The organism is Anaerofilum hominis (genome assembly GCF_014287275.1).
GTDB lineage: Bacteria > Bacillota > Clostridia > Oscillospirales > Ruminococcaceae > Pygmaiobacter > Pygmaiobacter hominis.
The window spans coordinates 69,342-85,983 of record NZ_JACONZ010000002.1 but is presented as its reverse complement, the minus strand read 5'-3'; the positions used below and the strand labels follow the sequence as shown (position 1 = coordinate 85,983).

The following is a 16,642-nucleotide window of genomic DNA, read 5'->3' as shown; positions in this document are numbered from 1 at the left end:
GAAAGTATCAGATGAATAGAGTTGGATTAGCGGCATATATCGCTGAAACTTATCATGCAGAGAAAGACTGCCCCTGGGCAAAATATCCAAATTATGAAGTTTTCCGTCATGCCAACAATCACAAATGGTTTGCCCTGGTGATGGATGTACCGAAAGTGAAATTAGGAGCACAGGGCGAGGGCCTTTTAGACGTTGTGAATCTCAAATGTGACCCCATCATGGTAGGTTCGCTGCGCTCAAGATCAGGTTTTTTCCCTGCCTATCATATGAATAAAGAAAGCTGGATAACGGTTGCTTTGGACGGCAGCGTGCCGGATGACATGATAAAGATGCTGCTTGACATGAGCTTTCATGCGACCGCTGCCACAATTAAGAAACGCAGGATCCCAGGGGATGCGCAATAGAGCCCAGCTTGTAAGGGCTTGAGAGCATCCCAACAAGTATTTTGCAGCGCAAAACACAAAAGCCGAACGCGGCAGATCTGGGTCTCCCCGCCGCGCTCCTCCATCAAAAAAGGCGGCCGCAGCCGCCTTTTTTTGATCTGTTCCTTTTTTTACGCGCGTTCAGCCCTCGTCTCCTGTGAGATAGACCAGGGCGATGGCGTCGGTGCCGGTGTTGCTGGTCACCGCCGCCCCCAGGCGGAAGATGCACTCCGGCGGATAGCCCATGGCCTCCTCACACAGCCTGGACAGCTGCCGCGCGTCCCCGTGCCGGTCCGACGCGCCTTTGGTCGCGCCCACCATATAAGGGCTGCGCTCGCCCGCGTGGGCTTTCATGTGGGCGGTGAGGGCCGGCAGCATTTTGGCGTCGCCGCGCACTTTCTGCGCCACCCGGGTCCCGCCCTGGATCAGGGTGATGACCGGCCGCAGCCCCATCAGCTCGCCCGCAAACGCCGCCGCTGCGGAGATGCGCCCGCTGCGCTTGATGATCTTGAGGCTGTGCACCGACAGCACGATCTCCACCCGGGCAAACCGCGCTTTCAGATAGTCCACCACGTCCGCCATCTCCGCGCCTGCGGCCAGTTTTTCCGCCGCCCGGATCACAAAGCGGCCGTACCCCATCGAATAGGTATGGCTGTCCACAATGGAGATGCGCATGCGGCTGTCCGGGTGGGCGTCGCCGTATTCGGCCGCGGCAAACAGCGCGTTGTTGTAGGTGCTGCTGCCGCCGGAATTGATGGCCACATACAGCAGTTCTTCCACCCCCGCCGCGTCGTAGGCGGCAAATTTTTCCTCAAACGTCATGGGGGTGATCTGGGCGGTCGTGGGCATCCCCTGCGCTGCGTCCAGCAGCTCATAGAAGCGGTCGGGGGTCAGGTCCTCCCGCTCGGAATACTCCCGGCCGTCCAGCATGATGGCAAAGCTCAGGATATCGATCTTGTTTTTTTCTGCCAGCTCCTGCGGGATATCACAGGCGGAATCGGTCATCACCGCATATTTTCTCATCCCTTTGCCGAGCCTCCTTCCGTCTCCTGTGCGCCGGGGTCGTCCGCCCAGTCAAAGGCGGTCAGCTCTCCCGCCTCTTTCAATCCCTCAAAATCCCACTGCCGCAGCGCCTCATAGGCCGCGATGGCGACCGTATTCGACAGGTTCAGGCTGCGGGCGTGCGGGTGGACCAGCATGGGCAGCCGGACGCAGGCCTCCTTGTTGGCGAACAGCAGCGGTTCCGGCAGGCCGCGGTCCTCCCGGCCAAAGACCAGATAGGCCCCGTCCGGGTAGGCCACGTCGCTGTAGCATCGCTGTCCCTTGGTCGTGAAATAGTAAAAGGGGCCGGCGTTTTTTTCAAAAAATTCCGGCAGGCTGTCGTAAAGGGTCACATCCAGCAGGTCCCAGTAGTCAAGGCCCGCCCGCTTGAGCTGTCTGTCCGTGATGGTGAAGCCCATCGGCCCCACCAGGTGCAGCCGCGCCCCGGTCACCGCGCAGGTGCGGGAGATGTTGCCGGTGTTCTGCGGGATCTGCGGCTCTACCAGCACAATGTTCAGCGTGCCCATGACGGCTCCTCCCTCGGCGGCAGCAGCTCGCCCAGCAGCGGCTCAAACTCCAGCCCAAAGCGCGGGTCGCGCCGGGCGGCAAAGGTTGCCCTGGCGGCGTTTTCCGTAAAGCGCAGGGCCAACTCGGCGGCGCTCTGCAGCGCATTGCCGCGCAGCAGCGCCCCGGTGAGCACGGCGCAGAACAGGTCCCCGGTGCCGGGATACGCCGCGTCCACATAGCTGCAGCGCAGCGTGAAATGCTCCCACGCAGCCTCGCCCCGGCCCACGCAGACGGTCTGCCCGTCCTCCAGGGGAACGCCCGTGATCACCACCCGGGCCCCGTACTGCCCGGCAAGGCGCTCGCAGAGCTCCTCCGCCTGATGGAGGCCATAGCGCTCCTGCGGCTGCTCCCCAGCCAGCAGGGCCGCCTCGGTGGCGTTGGGGGTCAGCAGGTCCGCCTCACGGCAAAGGGCCTGCATGGCCCCCACCATCTCGGGCCCAAAGCCGCCGTACAGGCGGCCGTTGTCCGCCATGGCCGGGTCGGTCACCCGCAGGGCCGCACCGCAGCGGCGCAGCTCGTCCGCGGCGACCGCCGCCTGCTGCGGCGAACAGAGGTACCCGGTATACACCGCGTCAAAGGCGATCTCCTGGGTGCGGTAGGCCTGCAGCGCCGCGGAAAAAAATGCGGTGGCGTCCAGCCGCTCCACCGGCGCAAAACCGCCGGTGTGGGTCGAAAGCAGGGCCGTGGGCAGCGGGCAGCATTGATACCCCATCACCGACAGCACAGGGGAGACGACTGCCAGGCTGCTGCGCCCCACAGAGGACAGGTCCTGGATACAAAGGATGCGTTTCAAACTTTCACCTCTCGGTTCTATCGCGGGCCGCGCCCTCTCCGGGCAAGGGGCGCGGCTGAAAAAGTCCTGCAAAAAGGTCGTTGACAAACATTATACCTCACCGGGGGTGAAAACGGAATACTTTTTTGCCGCTTTCGAGAAGGAAAGGGTCTGACAATAATCCCCTGTTTTCGCGCCGCATACGCCCGCCGCACCGGGACAGACTAACGGTAGACCGGCCCCGCCCCTGTACAGCGCGGGGCATCAAGCAAAGGAGGAACGGCAAATGTATCACGACAATGGCGGTATGTTCAAAGGCGCGGCCCTGGGCCTCGTCACCGGTATCGCGGCGGGCGCCGTGGGCGCCTGTCTGGCCAGCGAAAACAAACGCGAGCTGAAAAAGATGATGAAAAAAGCGGAAAAAGGCGCGGTGAAAGCGCTGGACCATCTGGACGCGCTCAAGAGATAAAAACGGCGGGCTCCGCCGCTTTTCTGTGCGCCCGCCGGGGAGTGGGCTCTCCCGCTGTGCCCCGGCTTTTCCCCGGGACGCCCGCTCTGCCGGGCGTCCCGGGGATCTTTTATTTTGCCGCTGCCCGGCCCGGGCAGCGGCTGCGCGCAAAGGGCGCTCCGCACTGTTCTTCTCCTGCGCCGGGCGCTTTCCATCAGAACCGGGTGAAACTCCCCGGCCCCTGCCGGGACGGCGGCGCTCCGCCCCCGGACGCACCGCAGAAAAGCCGGAGGCGGACCTTTTTTCTTTGTCTTATTTCACTAAAAATCTGTTTTTCTTTCTTTTTCTTCTGTGACCCTTTATAATAAGAGGTAAGAAAGCCATTTGTCCGCCTTTGGGGAACTGGCCCCGTCTTTTTACCGCTGTAGCAGAGGAGTTTGCAGTCATGAAAAAGAAAGTTTTATGCCTGGGCGCCGCCCTTCTTCTATCCTTTTCACTTCTGCTGGAGGGCTTTGCCGCCCCGCTCTCCCTCGCCGACGCGGACGCCTCCTCCGGCGACACCGCTTTCTCCGACGCAGAAAACGGCCCGGCCCCTGTCTTTTCTCCTCTTCCAGAGGCTTCGCCGGCCATGTCCGGACCCACGGCTTCCCCGCCGGAAACTTCGCCCTCCCCGCCGCCCGACGGCAGCCAGACCGTCCCGCCCGGCGAAAATACCCTGCCCGGCGGCGAGACGGCCGCGCGCTGTGAGGTCTGCGGCGGCCTGCTGGCCGACGGCGTTTGTCCGGTCTGCAGCGCGCCCGCCGTTTTCCTCTCAGAGACCGATGCGGCCGATGAGGACCGGCTTGTGCTGACGCCCGGCCTGCCGTCCGGCGCCCTGCAGGAGGACGGCTCTTACCGGCTGGGCTATACCTACTCGCTGCGGTTCGACCTGGATCTTCAGCAGATGACCGCCCCCAGCCTGCGCATCCTTTTGCCGGACACCGTCCAGCTCCAGGACTATCCCCGGCAGGACGACTCCACCCTGGGCAGCAATTTCACCTCCGTGACCGTGGAGACGGACGGGGATACGGGCAGCACGGCGCTGACCTACTGTTTTTCCAGCACGGCGACCAAGATCGGTTTTGAGGTTTTTCTCACCCCTCTTTATCAGATCGCGGACAAAGAGCTTTTCACGGTGGACGCACAGCTGTGCGAGGGGGACGCCGTGACTGCGGAAAAATCGCACAGCCTGACCGCCTACAACTGGACGGTCCGGGAGCCCACCCTTTACGGGTCCGCTTCTCTCAGCGGCACCCTGTATCCGGGCGTCCCCTGCGACCTCAATTTTAAGCCTTATTTTTATTTGCCAGCCCACAGCCCGGAGCTGTCCGCCCCCTTTTACCCGCTCACCGGCGTCACCTATACCGTGCCGCTGCACGACGCCGCCCTGCCCGGCACCGGCACGGGCGACGCTTTCGTCCCGCTGGCCGACGGCCAGACCTATACCGCGGACGGGGTGCGCTATTCCTATCTGTCCAGCTATGAGTACGCGCCCGGCAAAACCTGCAAGGCGCTGCGCTACACGCTGGATAAGGACCTCTCGCAATTGGTGCCCTCTTTTTCCAACTCTTCTGGCACCTGTTTTACTTACATGCCGGCGCTCACCATCCGCCTGGAGGCAAAGGACCTGCCCGACCTGACGATCACGAGCCGCACCTACCGGTCCCCTGAGGGCTCCTATCTTCAGATCACCGCCCCGCACGACGGCGGGACGGTCACACTGAGTAAAGGGCAGTCGTCCAGCTCGTTTTCTCTGAAACTCTACGATCTGTCGCAGGACTACGACGTCACTGCGTCCTATTCAGCCACGCTGCTGCCCAGCAGCACCGGCTACGCCTACTGCTCGCCTGTGAACAGGACCTCCTTTGCCATGCGGGATGCGGTGCTTGCCGCCCAGATCGCCCCGGAGATCTCCTGCCAGAGGCTGGAGCTTGTTCTGCCGTGGGAATTGGGGCTGGGAGAGGTGACGCTGCAGTATACCACCCGCAAGCAACCGGACCCCACCGAGCCGCAGCCCTTGACCGCTCTGGACGAGGCGGTCGTCCTGCCGCCGGGGGACAGCTTCACCGGCTACACGCTGCGTTTCCAGCGGCTGCCGGGCAACAGCATGCTCACCTCCAGCAATTGCTGCGTCCGCGCCTATGTCCACAGCGACGCGGGCAACGGTTTGAACGGTGCGTACAGGAACATCGTCTCCAGCCTGTCCTTCGCCTCCCTGGAGGGGTCTGACCACATCCCGGTAAAAAAGAGCTCCACCTCTTTCTTTTACATTTATGATCAGATCACCGCGCCCCTGCAGCTGGGCGCCGGCGCCCTGGAAAATCTGAAGATCGGCAGCAGCTTTTACCTCGAGGCCCAGGTCGTTCCCTCCGGCTCTTCCGCACAGGATCAGGAATTTTATCTGGTGATGCCCAGCGGGTATCTGTTCTCCGGCCTCACCTCCCCCGGCGGCCACTATCAGCTCACCACCTCGCCCTGGAGCGAGGGCCAAACGCTGTATGCGCTGCGCTACCAGGGCAACAGCGCCTCGGACGGCAGGGGCTACGTGCGGTTCAACTTCACCGTCGGCCCGGCCGTGGACACGGGCGGCGGGCCCGTGCAGCTGCCCACGGCTTTTTACGGCAAAAACAACCACCCGGAGTACCCCACCGCCGCGGGCGCGGACACCGTTGCCGCCGGGCCCCTGACCGCCGATTTCAACGGAGACGGCACACCGGAGGAGCGGGACGATCTTTTTGCCTGTACCAAAAAATTCTCCCTGACCTTTCAATACATGCAGGCGCTTTCTTTCTCCGCCTATCTGACCTCCACCAACGGCAACACCACCGGCGCCGCCGGGGACTACCGCTACTGTGACGAGGGCGTTTATCGGGTCTATGTCAGCAACAGCCTGCAGAAAGCTCAGACGCTCTCCGAATTGACCCTTACCATCCCGCTCCCGCGCGCCGGGACGGCTAAAAGCGCTTTCGACGTGGTCCTCACCGGGGAAGCGGACGTGGAGGGGACGCTGTGGGACGGCGTCCAAAAGCTTTACAGCACGGACAACGGCGCGACCTATGGCCCTGCCCCTGCCCCCGATCTGCTCTCCGAGGTGACCCATGTAAAGCTGGTCTGCAGCGGGCAGCGGCTGGTCGAGGTAAACCAAAGCGCCGTCGCCTACCTGCCTTTCGCGGTCTCTTTTCCCGCCTCGGCCAAAAAGGGGGACGTCAGTCTTTTTGCCGCCCAGCTCTCTTATTCCCTGGGAGATACGCCCGTCAGCGCCGCGCTGCCCGCCTGCACCCTTTCCGCCGTCCCCGCCGCCCTGGAGGGCCGCATCTACTACGACGACAACGGAAACGGACGCTATGACGACGGCGAGACCGTCGTCTCCAACAACGTGGTTTCTCTTTATACGGGGGCAGGCAGTTTTCTGGGCTCCTCTTTCAACCAGCCCTATGCGCTGGAGTTTGTCGCGCCCGGCAGTTATCAGCTGCGGTATACCAAGCGCAGCGGCGACCGCTTTGGCGAGGGCTCACGTTTTTCATTTGACGGCAACGACGCCTCCGCCGCGGTCACCGTCACCCGCGAGACATCCCTGTCCGACCTCACAGGCTATGACCTGGGGCTGCGGCGGCCCCGCGAACTGTCGGCGGCCGGGGTCCGGCTAGTGGAGATCAAATCCCCGCAAAAGCGGCTTGCCCCCACCGTCAGCCCTGCCCTGGCGCAGGGAGAAACGCTTCTTTACCAGAGCAGTGATCCCTCCGTGGCGGCCGTGGACGCCGACGGCGTCGTCACCTATGTCTCCCCCGGCCAGGCCAAGATCCTCATCACCGCCCCAAACACCGCCGCGTTCTCAAAAGACGCCCCCACCGTCAGCCTGGAGGTCGCCGTCACCTGCGAGCCCTCCGGCTGCCTGTACGCAGCCTCCCCCTCTCTGACGCTGAAAAGTGGCTCCGCCTACGGCCCTGACACCGCCGAGCCGATCATCATCCCGGCCGACGACGCGCAGTTGAAGCTCTATTACTCCGCGAAGGAAAACCCGGGAAGCGGCAATTACTGCAACGAAGCGCACGATCAGCTCAAGACCCTCTCTCTCACCGTGGCCGACGCGGGCTCCACCGGCGCCGTGCTGCAGGGGACGGCAAGCGCCTCTTCCTCCGGCACGGTCAGCCTCGCGGTCAGCAGCACCCGCTATCTGACCCTGTCGGACAGCGGCACGGTGCGGCTGCGCCTCACTCTGGACAACGGGCACGGCGTCCAGATCCCCGCTGTGGAGCGCACCCTGCAGGTCGTCAAACAGCAGCGGGTGAATTTTTCCCTCTCAGCGCCGTCCGACCTCGTCTATGACGGCACCTCCAAAACGGCCCAGGCCGTGCCCAGCCTGGACGCGGTGGAGGAGTCCGACTATACCCTGATCTACCGGCGCGGCGGGGTCATCACGGACCCCGTTGAACCCGGTGTTTACACGGTCAGCGTCCGGGTGGACAACGGGGCCTATCTGCTGGGAGAGGTGAGCGGGACGTCCTCTTTCACCATCGCCAAAGCCCCGCCCGTCACCGGGCTGCCCACCGCCGCAGCCATCACCTACGGCTCCTCTCTTGCAGCTTCGGCCCTGACGCCGCCCACCGCATCCGGCCTGACAGCCGGCACCTATCGCTGGAAAACGCCCGACACGGTGCCGGACGCGGGCAGTGAGGCCTTTGAGGTCCTTTTTACCCCCGACGAAGCCGGGCGCTACGCCTCCGTCACCCTGAGCGTCCCGCTTCTGGTACGGCCCCGGGCCCTGCTGGCCTCACCGTCCGCCGTCACGCTGAAAAAGCAGTATGACGGCACACCCACAGCCGCGGTCTCCGCCGTGCCCCTCAATCTCTTGGACGGGGACGACCTTGTCCTGTCCGCTTCTGCGGCCTACAATGACAAAAACGTGGGCAGCGCCAAAACCATCACGGTGACCTATGAGATCGACGGGCAGGATGCGCACAATTATACCGCGCCTGCAAACGCCGTCCTGACCGGTCAGGGCGAGATCACGCCGCTGCCGCTGGCAGTGACCGGCGCATCGGCGGCAGACCGGCTTTACAACGGCACCACCGCGGTCACGGTGTCGGGCGGCGTTCTCAGCGGGGTGCTGCCCGGCGACCAGGTCTCTCTCGCCGGTTCCCCGGTGGGCAGCCTTGCGGACGCGGACGCCAGCCCCCTGCCCAAAGACGTGACGGTCAGCGGCTATGCCCTTTCGGGGGCGGACAGCGCAAACTATCTGCTGCTGCAGCCCACCGGCCTCACCTGCCAGATCTCGAAAGTGCCCCAGTCCTTACAGGGCGCCTCGTCCTGCGCTCTGGACGCCGCGGGGGACACCCTGCCTGTTTCCCGGCTGGGCGTTTTCAGCACCGCAGCTTCCCCGGGTTCTCTTATCTATGAGGTGATACAGGGAGCGGACCTTCTCGCCATCCGCGGGGAAGAACTGATCATCCTGGGCGAGGGAACGGTCACGCTGCGCATACGGGCGCCGGAGACGGCCAATTACCTGGCCGCGGAAAAGGAGATCACCCTGACGATCCGCCGCGTGGCGGCGCCCGCCGCTCCTCCCGCCCCGGACGTCCCGGCCCCGGCACCGGCGCGGCCGGCTGCCGGTCAGGCCCGGAACGGCGCCGCCCCCGCCGCAGAGAGCCGGCCTGCAGCCGGCGAGGATGGGGATGCCGGCCCGGCCGGCCGTCAGGAGCCCGCCCCTTCTCCGGGACCGGCCGCCTCGCCGGCGCCCTCTGCCCCGACGGAGCCCTCCCCCACAAAAAAGATGATCCTGGCGGACCTGCTGCTGGCCGCGGGCTGCATCGTCCTGCTGATCCTGGCTTTCAAAAAACACCGCAGCCTGCTTTTCCCCGCAGCGGCCGTCCTGCTCTCGGCGCTTTTGCTCGTGTGCACCCAGGGCCCCGGCGGCTGGCAGCTCGCCGATCTCTCCACGCTGCCGCACCTTCTCCTGTTTGTTCTCTCAGGCGCTGCTTTTCTGCCCCGGAGGCGCTAAAGCGCCGGCGGCTGGGCAGCGCAAAAAAACGACCGCCGCCCCCGGCAAAGCTCCCCACCCGGCGGTCTGTAAAAAAATGCAGGGACAGGGTACTGCGCCCTGTTCAAGGAGGAAACCACCATGCTGATCGACCTGACCCTGCGGGTGACCCCGGCCCTGGCCGCGGACGCCCAGGGCCGTGAAAAAAAGGCGCTCACCGGGCATCTGGGCACCCACTTTGACGTGATGGACCGGGAGTTCCCGCTGGACTATGTGCGCAGGCAGGGCGTGTTTTTCGATGTTTCAGCCCTGCGCGGCCAGGAGATCGAGCCGGAGGACGTGGATCTCTCCCTGCTGGAGCCGGGGACGTTCGCCGCCTTTTACACCGGCTTTCTGGACGAAGCGGGCTACGGCACCGCCGCCTATTTCAAACAGCATCCCCAGCTCTCGCAGGCGCTTATCAGCGCCCTGCTGGAGCGCCGCGTCTCCCTGATCGGGGTGGACTGCGCCGGCATCCGGCGCGGGCCCGAACACACGCCGGCGGACCAGCGCTGCGCAGACCGCGGGACTTTTGTAGTCGAGAACCTCTGCCGGCTGGACCGCGTGCTGGAGGGGGACCCCACCGCCCGCTGCGTCGTCCACACCTATCCCATGAATTTTTCCGGCATGACCGGCCTGCCCTGCCGGGTGGTGGCGGAACGGTAGCCCGCCAAAAAGCGGGAGGCGGCCGGGGCGCAGCCCCCGGCCGGCAAAAATAAAAGTGAAGAGATCGGCCTCTTCCCCCGCCGGGGGCGGGTGCGCCTGCGGGCGCGGGGCCGATCTCTTCACTTTTATTTTTGGGGTCCCTGTTTTCTTTTTCAGCCCGGCTTTGCCGGCCTGCCGCCGGCCGTTCGGGCTGCCGGTCAGATGATGCGCACCCGGATGCAGCCCTCCAGGCCCTTGAGACGCGCCACCACGCCGCCGCCCACGTTGCCGGAGACGTCCAGCATGGTATAGGCCACGTCCCTGCGGCTTTTGTTTACCAGATTTTCGATGTTCAGCCCTGCCTCGCTGGCCGCGCCGGTGATGCCGGACAGCATACCGGGCACATTTTTGTGCAGCACGCAGATGCGGCTGCCGCCTACCCGGGGCAGCTCCACATTGGGCAGGTTCACACTGTTGTGGATGTTGCCGTTGAGCAGATAATCCCTCAGCTGATCCGCCGCCATGACGGCGCAGTTCTCCTCGCTCTCCGGCGTGGAAGCGCCAAGGTGGGGCAGCGCCACCACGCCCGGCTCGCCCAGCAGCTCCTCGGTGGGGAAATCACAGACATAACAGCCCACCCGGCCGGTGCGCACCCCTGCCAGCAGGGCGCCGTTGTCGACCAGCTCGCCGCGGGCAAAGTTGACGATGCGCACCCCCTGCTTCATCTGGGCAATGGCTTCGCTGTTGATCAGGCCAACGGTGTCCTTGGTCACCGGCACGTGGACCGTGATGAGGTCGCACTGGCTGTACAGATCGTTCAGGTTGACGCAGTGGATGACGTTGCGGGAGAGGTTCCAGGCCGCCTCCACCGAGATATAGGGGTCGTAGCCGTAGACCTCCAGCCCCAGATGGGTGGCGACGTTCGCCACCTTGACGCCGATGGCCCCCAGGCCGATGACCCCCAGGCGCTTGCCCGCCAGCTCGGGGCCGACAAAGCGGCTCTTGCCCTTTTCCACCAGCTTGGCGACGGCGTCCCCCTCGCCCTTGAGGCCCCCGACCCAGTCCAACGCCGGGGCCAGGTTGCGGCAGGCCATGATCAGCCCGGCGATCGTCAGCTCTTTCACCGCGTTTGCGTTGGCGCCCGGCGTGTTGAAGACCACCACGCCGCGGGCAGTGCACTGTTCGACGGGGATATTGTTGGTGCCCGCGCCCGCCCGGGCGATGGCCAGCAGGCTTTCGGGCAGCTCCATCTCGTGCATGTTCTGGCTGCGCACCAAAATGCCCGCCGGGGCCTCCACATCGTCTGCGACATGGAACAGGCTGCTGGACAGCCGCTCCACCCCCTTGGGGGAAATGCTGTTCAGGGTCAAAATCTCCTGCATTTTTCTCACCCGTTCTCCCTTTCAAATTCTCGCATGAACTCCACCAGTTTTTCCACGCCCGCGCGCGGCATGGCGTTGTAGATGGAGGCGCGCATGCCGCCCACCAGCCGGTGGCCTTTCAGGTTCACCAGGCCCGCCTGCTCCGCCTGGGCGCAGAACTTTTTGTCCAGCTCCGGGCTGGGGCTGGTGAAGGTGACGTTCATCACGCTGCGGTATTTCTTCTCCACCGGGTTGGTGAAAAACTCCTGGCTGTCCAGATAGTCATACAGCAGGGCGGCTTTCTCGTTGTTGCGCTTTTCCATCTGCGCAAGGCCGCCCACCTCGTCCTCAATGTAGTGCAGCACAAGGCCCATCATATAAATGCACCAGCAGGGCGGGGTATTGTACATGCTGTCCGCGTCGATGATCGTCTTGTAATTGAGCATCGTGGGCACGCTCTCCGCCGCGCGGCCCAGCAGGTCCTCCCGCACGACGGCCACCGCCATACCGGCCGGGGCAACGTTTTTCTGCACGCCGAAATAGAGCAGCCCATACTTTGAAACGTCGGTGGGGCGGGAGAGGATGCAGCTGCTCATATCCGCCACCAGGGGCACCCCCTCCACCTGGGGCAGCTCCGCATAGCGGGTGCCGAAGATGGTGTTGTTTTCACAGATGTGGAGATAGCTGGCGTCCTTTGAATAATCGATGGCTTTCACGTCCGGGATATAGGTGAAATTTCTGTCCTTGCTGGAAGCGACTATCCGCGCCTCGCCGAACTTGGCGGCCTCTTCGGCGGCCTTTTTTGAAAAGTTCCCGGTGACGATATAATCCGCTTTGCCGGTGGTCATCAGGTTCAAGGGCACCATGGCGAACTGGGTGGAAGCGCCGCCCTGAAAAAAGCCCACCTTATAATTTTCGGGGATGGCGAGCACCCGCCGCAGGGAGGATTCCACATCGCGGATGATGGCGTCGTACACGCTGGAGCGATGACTCATCTCCATCACAGATTGACCGCTGCTCCCGTACTCCAAAAGCTCGCTCTGCGCTTTTTTGAGCACGCTCTCGGGCAGCATTGACGGGCCCGCGCTGAAGTTGTACACTCTGGCCATTTTCGTTCTCCCTCCGGATGATCCTGTTTTTTCGCGCCGGGTCAGGCGGGCGCGGCGCCTGTACGGCGGGCGGCCCGGGGACCGGGCCGCCCATCCTGTACTTTTTATTGTACCGAATTTCCCGCGCGAAAAATACGGCAAAACTGTAAGAAAAGCGGCGGGGATTCCGCCGCTTTTTTTGATAGCCCTACAAATGTGTTTTGCGCGCGCACACTTTCAGGAAAACCACTTCAATACTCTATGCCCCTGCGCGCCCCGATCCCGTGCTCATAGGGATGCCGCTCAGCGGTAAAGCGGGTGATGTAATCCGCCAGCCCGAACAGCTCCACATCCGGCCGGTGCCCGGTGATCACCAGCTCCAGCCCGGCGGGCTTTTCGCGCGCCAGCTGCAGCAGCTGCCGCCGGTCCAGCACCCCAAGGTCCATGGCGGTCAGGGCCTCGTCCAGCACCAGCAGGTCCAGCCCGGGGGCCGCCAGGGCCGCAGCGGCCAGGTTGGCGTTTTGCACCCGCGCGGCCTCGGCCTGCTCTGCGGCGCTCATCTGAAAGATGAATTTATCGCTCTGCGGCGGTGCGGACACCCGCACCCCCAGCTTTGCCAGCGCGGCCTGCTCGCCGCTGGCGCGCCCCTTTAAAAACTGAAAAAAGCCCGCCCGCAGCCCCTGCCCGGCGGCGCGGGCACACAGGCCCGCCGCCGCGGTGGTCTTGCCCTTGCCGTCGCCGTAATAGATCTCCACCAGGCCGCGCTCCATGGCCTCCGCCTCCTCCCGGCCCCCGGCCGGCGCTTTTGCAAAAAGTGTACGCGGACAGAATGGAAAAGTCAACCGCCGCACGGCGCTGTTTCGCCCGCCGCACGGCGGCCGCGCGCCTCTTTTGGAGCGCCTTGGCGCACTGGATCATTTTTTGGCAGTAATGCTTTCCAAAAAAGGGAAAAGATGATATAATATGTAAAATAGCTTTATTTTTTAATCATTTGATCTATTTTTTGTAGGATATGGCCAAACGGCCGAAAGGAGCATAAAGATGGAACTTCGAAAAAAAGTGATTTTGGACGTGGACACCGGCTCGGATGACGCGGTGGCTCTGCTGCTCGCCATCCTCTCGGGCAAACTGGACATCCTGGGCGTGACCGTGACCTGGGGCAATCGCTGCGTGGAGGACTGCGTCGCCAACACCCTGCAGGTGGTGGAGCTGGTGGACGCGGGCATTCCGGTCTATCAGGGCTGTCCCGCGGCCATGGTGCGCGAGCTGACCCCGGGCCGCGTGGCAAACAACCCCGTCAACCGCATCTCCATCGTGGAGGACGGCGTGGAGTACTCGATCCACCCTGCAAAAATGCCCATCCCCGACGCGGTGGGCAAACCGGAGCCCATCCACGCCTGCACCTTCCTGATCGACGCCGTCAAAAAAGCGGACAGCAAAGTGACCCTTATCCCTGTGGGCCCGGCCACCAATATCGGCATGGCGTTCCGCATGGACCCCTCGATCGCTGAAAACATTGAGGAAGTCGTCTTTATGGGCGGCGCGGTGAACATGGGCAACGCCACCGCCGTGGCCGAGGCCAACTTCTTCCACGACCCGGAGGCGGTGAAGATCGTGCTGGATTCCGGCGTGAAAGTGCGCATCGTGCCGCTGAACGCCACTCACTCGGCCATGCTGACGCTGGAGGACGCCGACGAACTGATCGGCCTTGGCACCCGGGCGGGCAAGCTGGCCGGCGATATGGTCAAGACCCGGGCGGCGGCCAGCCTGCGCATGGGGTCCACCGACGGCAAAGCCGAGCCCATCCACGACGCGCTGGCGGTGGCCTGGGTGCTGGACGAAGCGGTCATGCTGGACGCGCGGCGCCAAAAGTGCGATATCGACATCAGCGGGGGCGCGGCCGACGGCCAGCTGATCGTGGACCAGCGCAGGGGAAATGACGAGAGTTCCAACACCGTCGTGGCCTACAAGGCGGACAAGGACAGGTTCTTCGCCATGCTCAAAGAGGCGCTGGCCAGGGGGCCGAAGATCTGAACCGGCGGCGCCGGGCCCTTTTATACACGAGTTCCCGCATGGGGCATCCCTGCGGCGCAGGCCGCCTGCGCCTTTTTCTGCGGGCGCGGGTACTGGCGGGGCAGGCTGACAAAAAACAGCGGGATCTTCTCGGATGCGCGTCCGCGCGGGCAGCTGCCTGCGCGGACGCGCATCCGCTTTTTGCGGACCTTTTTGCGCCGTCCCTACAGCCGCTTGTCCCCCTGGCTGCCCGGCGCGGTAGGACGAGCTCCCAGCCCTGGCGCCAGGCCCGCGCCGGCCGCTTATTCCCCCGTCTGTCCGGCGCAGTAGTCCCCGTACCCATAGGGGATGATCTCCAGCGCCTCCACTGTGCCGTCCCGCATCAGGCTGGCGGCGCTGGTCTGCACCGCAAAGCCGCAGCCGGGGTCGCAGGCCCATTGCTGCGGCGCGCGGCGGGGCACGGCGTGCATGGCCAGGGCGGTCATGATCAGTCCCCCATGGGTGACCACCGCGGCCTCCGGCGTATCGCTGCGCACCATATACTCGCAGAGTTTTTCCAGCACTCCGCCCGCCCGCTGGGCAAAGGCCGCCCCGCTCTCGCCGCCCGGCGGGGTCAGCTGCTGCGCGGGGTCGAGCCAGCGGTGATAGACCGGGTCCTGCTGCAGCTGTTCCACCGTTTTGCCCTCGAACTCCCCAAAGTGGATCTCCCGCAGATCCTCGATGCCGATTTGGCGCACGCCCGGGTAGAGGATATCGGCGCTCTGCCGCGCGCGCAGCAGCGGGGAGACAAAGACAAGGCCCGCGCGGGGATATTCAAAATCTTCCCGCAGGCGGTCCAGCTGCGCGGCCCCCTCGTCCGACAGCGGCAGGTCGGTGCCGCTGCCCGCATAAACGCCGTTGAAATTCGCCTCGGTCAAACCGTGGCGCAGCAGGTACAATTTGAACGTTTTCATAGTTCCCCCAAAATTTAACGTCGTTTTTTGACGTTTTTTCTTATTTACAATCTGTTTTTTCTGTTTTATAATTTACAATACGTTGTCTGACTTTTTTGCGGCCGCAAGGGGGCCGCAGCGGTGGGAAAAGGGGTTTGTATTCATGTCACAGGACTTCAGCCGTATCATCACACTGCTGCGCAAAGAGCGCGGCATCACCCAGAAAGAGGCCGCGGCGCACCTGGGGGTCTCTCAGGCGCTGCTGTCCCACTACGAAAAGGGCATCCGCGAGTGCGGGCTTGACTTTGTGGTGCGGGTGGCTGATTTCTACAACGTGTCCTGCGATTACCTGTTGGGCCGCAGCGCCGACCGCAGCGGCCTGACCCTGAAAGTGGAAGACCTGCCCGGCCCGGAGAGCGCCAAAGACGGCATCTACCGCGGCAGCCTGCTGCCCACCCTCAACAAAAAGCTGATCGCAAACTCGCTCAACATCCTGTTCGACAAGCTGAACAGCTGCCCCAACAAAGGGCTGGTGGGCGAGATCAGCGGCTACCTGATGCTGGCCGTTTACCGCATGTTCCGCCTGCTCTACGGCTCCAACCCCAAAAACGCCCCGGTGCTGTTCAGCGTACCGCGGGAGGTCTGCGGCGGCTATGCCGAAGCGGAGATGGCGCGGGCGGCGGCGAATACCAAGGCCATTCTGTCCGGCCAGGACGTCGGTCTGGGCGACCCGGTCAAGGACACCGGCAGCTTTGCCATGACCACCGAGAGCCTCTCGCGGGAATATCCCCTCTATGCCACCAGCCTGCTGAACCTGATCAAGGCCAGCGAGCTGCGGATGAAAGGGCCGGAGAAAAAGCCCGCCGAACGCCGCGGGGAAAAGGGCTGAAGCGGCTGTTGGGCCCACGAACAGTTTAGCACATTGCGCTGAGAAAACAAAGGCCCTGCGGCCCCGCCGCGGGCCAGAGCCGCAGACAGACGGAGCAGGGCTCCGTCTGTTTTTTTAGTTTTTCGGGCGCTTCCCGCAGCGGTTCCCCCACGCGGGTAAAAAGCAGCGGGTTGCCGGTGAGTGCGCCCGCTGTGGCCCCCAGTGGGCCTCCCTGCCCCACAGGCGGCCTGTGCACTGGTGAAAAAGGCAGTCTTTTCGGCCGGCCGGTACGCCGCCGGCTGCGGCTGGCCACGACAGAGTGCCCTTACCCCGGCGAAAAAACACAAGACAGCGCGCTGCAGCCGCGCTGCGGGCCCGCCGCGCCCTGAGGGCTTGCCGCACAGACAAGCAAAGCGTCCGGGCCAAGATC

Annotated in this window: 13 protein-coding genes; 6 read left to right on the top strand and 7 right to left on the bottom strand. The window is 63.9% G+C overall.

Translation table 11 applies throughout. From position 1 onward, the window contains the following. Nucleotides 1-11 precede the first annotated feature (11 nt). Entirely contained in the window at nt 12-404 is a 393-nt protein-coding gene (locus H8S23_RS05580; RefSeq protein WP_186887345.1) for an MmcQ/YjbR family DNA-binding protein, read from the top strand. A 159-nt stretch (nt 405-563) separates the two neighbouring features. Here H8S23_RS05580 and H8S23_RS05575 read toward each other — a convergent pair whose 3' ends face one another. The 3 genes from H8S23_RS05575 to H8S23_RS05565 are packed head-to-tail and all read right to left on the bottom strand — an operon-like array spanning nt 564 to nt 2,823. Next, nucleotides 564-1,445 carry a DegV family protein gene (locus tag H8S23_RS05575; RefSeq protein WP_186887344.1) on the bottom strand — a complete coding sequence of 294 codons (882 nt, stop codon included), beginning with the start codon at nt 1,443-1,445 and terminating at the stop codon, nt 564-566. Beyond that, nucleotides 1,442-1,990, bottom strand: a complete 549-nt coding sequence (locus tag H8S23_RS05570) for a tRNA (cytidine(34)-2'-O)-methyltransferase (protein WP_186887343.1) — start codon at nt 1,988-1,990, stop codon at nt 1,442-1,444. Before H8S23_RS05570 ends, H8S23_RS05575 begins: the two co-directional genes overlap by 4 nt. Further along, entirely contained in the window at nt 1,978-2,823 is an 846-nt protein-coding gene (locus tag H8S23_RS05565) for a pyridoxamine kinase (RefSeq protein ID WP_186887342.1), read from the bottom strand. The genes H8S23_RS05570 and H8S23_RS05565 overlap by 13 nt, the downstream gene beginning before the upstream one ends. Nucleotides 2,824-3,088: 265 nt before the next feature. Here H8S23_RS05565 and H8S23_RS05560 point away from each other — a divergent pair, with 265 nt between their 5' ends. The 3 genes from H8S23_RS05560 to H8S23_RS05550 all read left to right on the top strand — a co-directional run bounded on the left by H8S23_RS05560 (nt 3,089) and on the right by H8S23_RS05550 (nt 9,971). After that, nucleotides 3,089-3,271, top strand: coding sequence for a hypothetical protein (locus tag H8S23_RS05560; protein ID WP_186887341.1), 183 nt, complete (start codon nt 3,089-3,091; stop codon nt 3,269-3,271). 424 nt (nt 3,272-3,695) lie between these two features. Further along, nucleotides 3,696-9,287 carry a YDG domain-containing protein gene (locus H8S23_RS05555; RefSeq protein ID WP_186887340.1) on the top strand — a complete coding sequence of 1,864 codons (5,592 nt, stop codon included), beginning with the start codon at nt 3,696-3,698 and terminating at the stop codon, nt 9,285-9,287. A 120-nt stretch (nt 9,288-9,407) separates the two neighbouring features. Further along, nucleotides 9,408-9,971: a cyclase family protein gene (locus H8S23_RS05550; protein ID WP_186887339.1), complete on the top strand. Its 564-nt coding sequence runs from the start codon at nt 9,408-9,410 to the stop codon at nt 9,969-9,971. A 197-nt stretch (nt 9,972-10,168) separates the two neighbouring features. Here H8S23_RS05550 and H8S23_RS05545 read toward each other — a convergent pair whose 3' ends face one another. The 3 genes from H8S23_RS05545 to H8S23_RS05535 form a co-directional block, all read right to left on the bottom strand. Continuing rightward, nucleotides 10,169-11,332: a 3-phosphoglycerate dehydrogenase family protein gene (locus H8S23_RS05545; protein ID WP_186887338.1), complete on the bottom strand. Its 1,164-nt coding sequence runs from the start codon at nt 11,330-11,332 to the stop codon at nt 10,169-10,171. A 5-nt stretch (nt 11,333-11,337) separates the two neighbouring features. After that, entirely contained in the window at nt 11,338-12,420 is a 1,083-nt protein-coding gene (serC, locus tag H8S23_RS05540) for a 3-phosphoserine/phosphohydroxythreonine transaminase (protein WP_186887337.1), read from the bottom strand. 230 nt (nt 12,421-12,650) lie between these two features. Then, the gene (locus H8S23_RS05535) at nt 12,651-13,169 is read right to left on the bottom strand and encodes a cob(I)yrinic acid a,c-diamide adenosyltransferase (RefSeq protein ID WP_186887336.1); all 519 of its coding nucleotides are present in this window, start codon (nt 13,167-13,169) and stop codon (nt 12,651-12,653) included. A gap of 271 nt (nt 13,170-13,440) precedes the next feature. Here H8S23_RS05535 and H8S23_RS05530 point away from each other — a divergent pair, with 271 nt between their 5' ends. Further along, nucleotides 13,441-14,433 (top strand): nucleoside hydrolase, encoded by a 993-nt coding sequence (locus tag H8S23_RS05530; protein WP_186887335.1) that lies wholly within the window; start codon nt 13,441-13,443, stop codon nt 14,431-14,433. 281 nt (nt 14,434-14,714) lie between these two features. On the opposite strand, the gene H8S23_RS05525 is transcribed toward H8S23_RS05530, so the two are convergent. After that, nucleotides 14,715-15,365 carry a histidine phosphatase family protein gene (locus H8S23_RS05525; RefSeq protein ID WP_186887334.1) on the bottom strand — a complete coding sequence of 217 codons (651 nt, stop codon included), beginning with the start codon at nt 15,363-15,365 and terminating at the stop codon, nt 14,715-14,717. A 142-nt stretch (nt 15,366-15,507) separates the two neighbouring features. On the opposite strand from H8S23_RS05525, the gene H8S23_RS05520 reads away from it, so the two are divergent. Beyond that, nucleotides 15,508-16,233 carry a helix-turn-helix domain-containing protein gene (locus H8S23_RS05520; RefSeq protein ID WP_186887333.1) on the top strand — a complete coding sequence of 242 codons (726 nt, stop codon included), beginning with the start codon at nt 15,508-15,510 and terminating at the stop codon, nt 16,231-16,233. Nucleotides 16,234-16,642 lie beyond the last annotated feature (409 nt).

What these genes read in the sequence shown, in the direction of transcription:
- H8S23_RS05580 (WP_186887345.1), top strand. Translation starts at nt 12, where the DNA reads ATGAATAGAGTTGGATTAGCGGCATATATCGCTGAAACTTATCATGCA.
- H8S23_RS05575 (WP_186887344.1), bottom strand. Translation starts at nt 1,445, where the DNA reads ATGAGAAAATATGCGGTGATGACCGATTCCGCCTGTGATATCCCGCAG.
- H8S23_RS05570 (WP_186887343.1), bottom strand. Translation starts at nt 1,990, where the DNA reads ATGGGCACGCTGAACATTGTGCTGGTAGAGCCGCAGATCCCGCAGAAC.
- H8S23_RS05560 (WP_186887341.1), top strand. Translation starts at nt 3,089, where the DNA reads ATGTATCACGACAATGGCGGTATGTTCAAAGGCGCGGCCCTGGGCCTC.
- H8S23_RS05555 (WP_186887340.1), top strand. Translation starts at nt 3,696, where the DNA reads ATGAAAAAGAAAGTTTTATGCCTGGGCGCCGCCCTTCTTCTATCCTTT.
- H8S23_RS05550 (WP_186887339.1), top strand. Translation starts at nt 9,408, where the DNA reads ATGCTGATCGACCTGACCCTGCGGGTGACCCCGGCCCTGGCCGCGGAC.
- H8S23_RS05545 (WP_186887338.1), bottom strand. Translation starts at nt 11,332, where the DNA reads ATGCAGGAGATTTTGACCCTGAACAGCATTTCCCCCAAGGGGGTGGAG.
- serC (WP_186887337.1), bottom strand. Translation starts at nt 12,420, where the DNA reads ATGGCCAGAGTGTACAACTTCAGCGCGGGCCCGTCAATGCTGCCCGAG.
- H8S23_RS05535 (WP_186887336.1), bottom strand. Translation starts at nt 13,169, where the DNA reads ATGGAGCGCGGCCTGGTGGAGATCTATTACGGCGACGGCAAGGGCAAG.
- H8S23_RS05530 (WP_186887335.1), top strand. Translation starts at nt 13,441, where the DNA reads ATGGAACTTCGAAAAAAAGTGATTTTGGACGTGGACACCGGCTCGGAT.
- H8S23_RS05525 (WP_186887334.1), bottom strand. Translation starts at nt 15,365, where the DNA reads ATGAAAACGTTCAAATTGTACCTGCTGCGCCACGGTTTGACCGAGGCG.
- H8S23_RS05520 (WP_186887333.1), top strand. Translation starts at nt 15,508, where the DNA reads ATGTCACAGGACTTCAGCCGTATCATCACACTGCTGCGCAAAGAGCGC.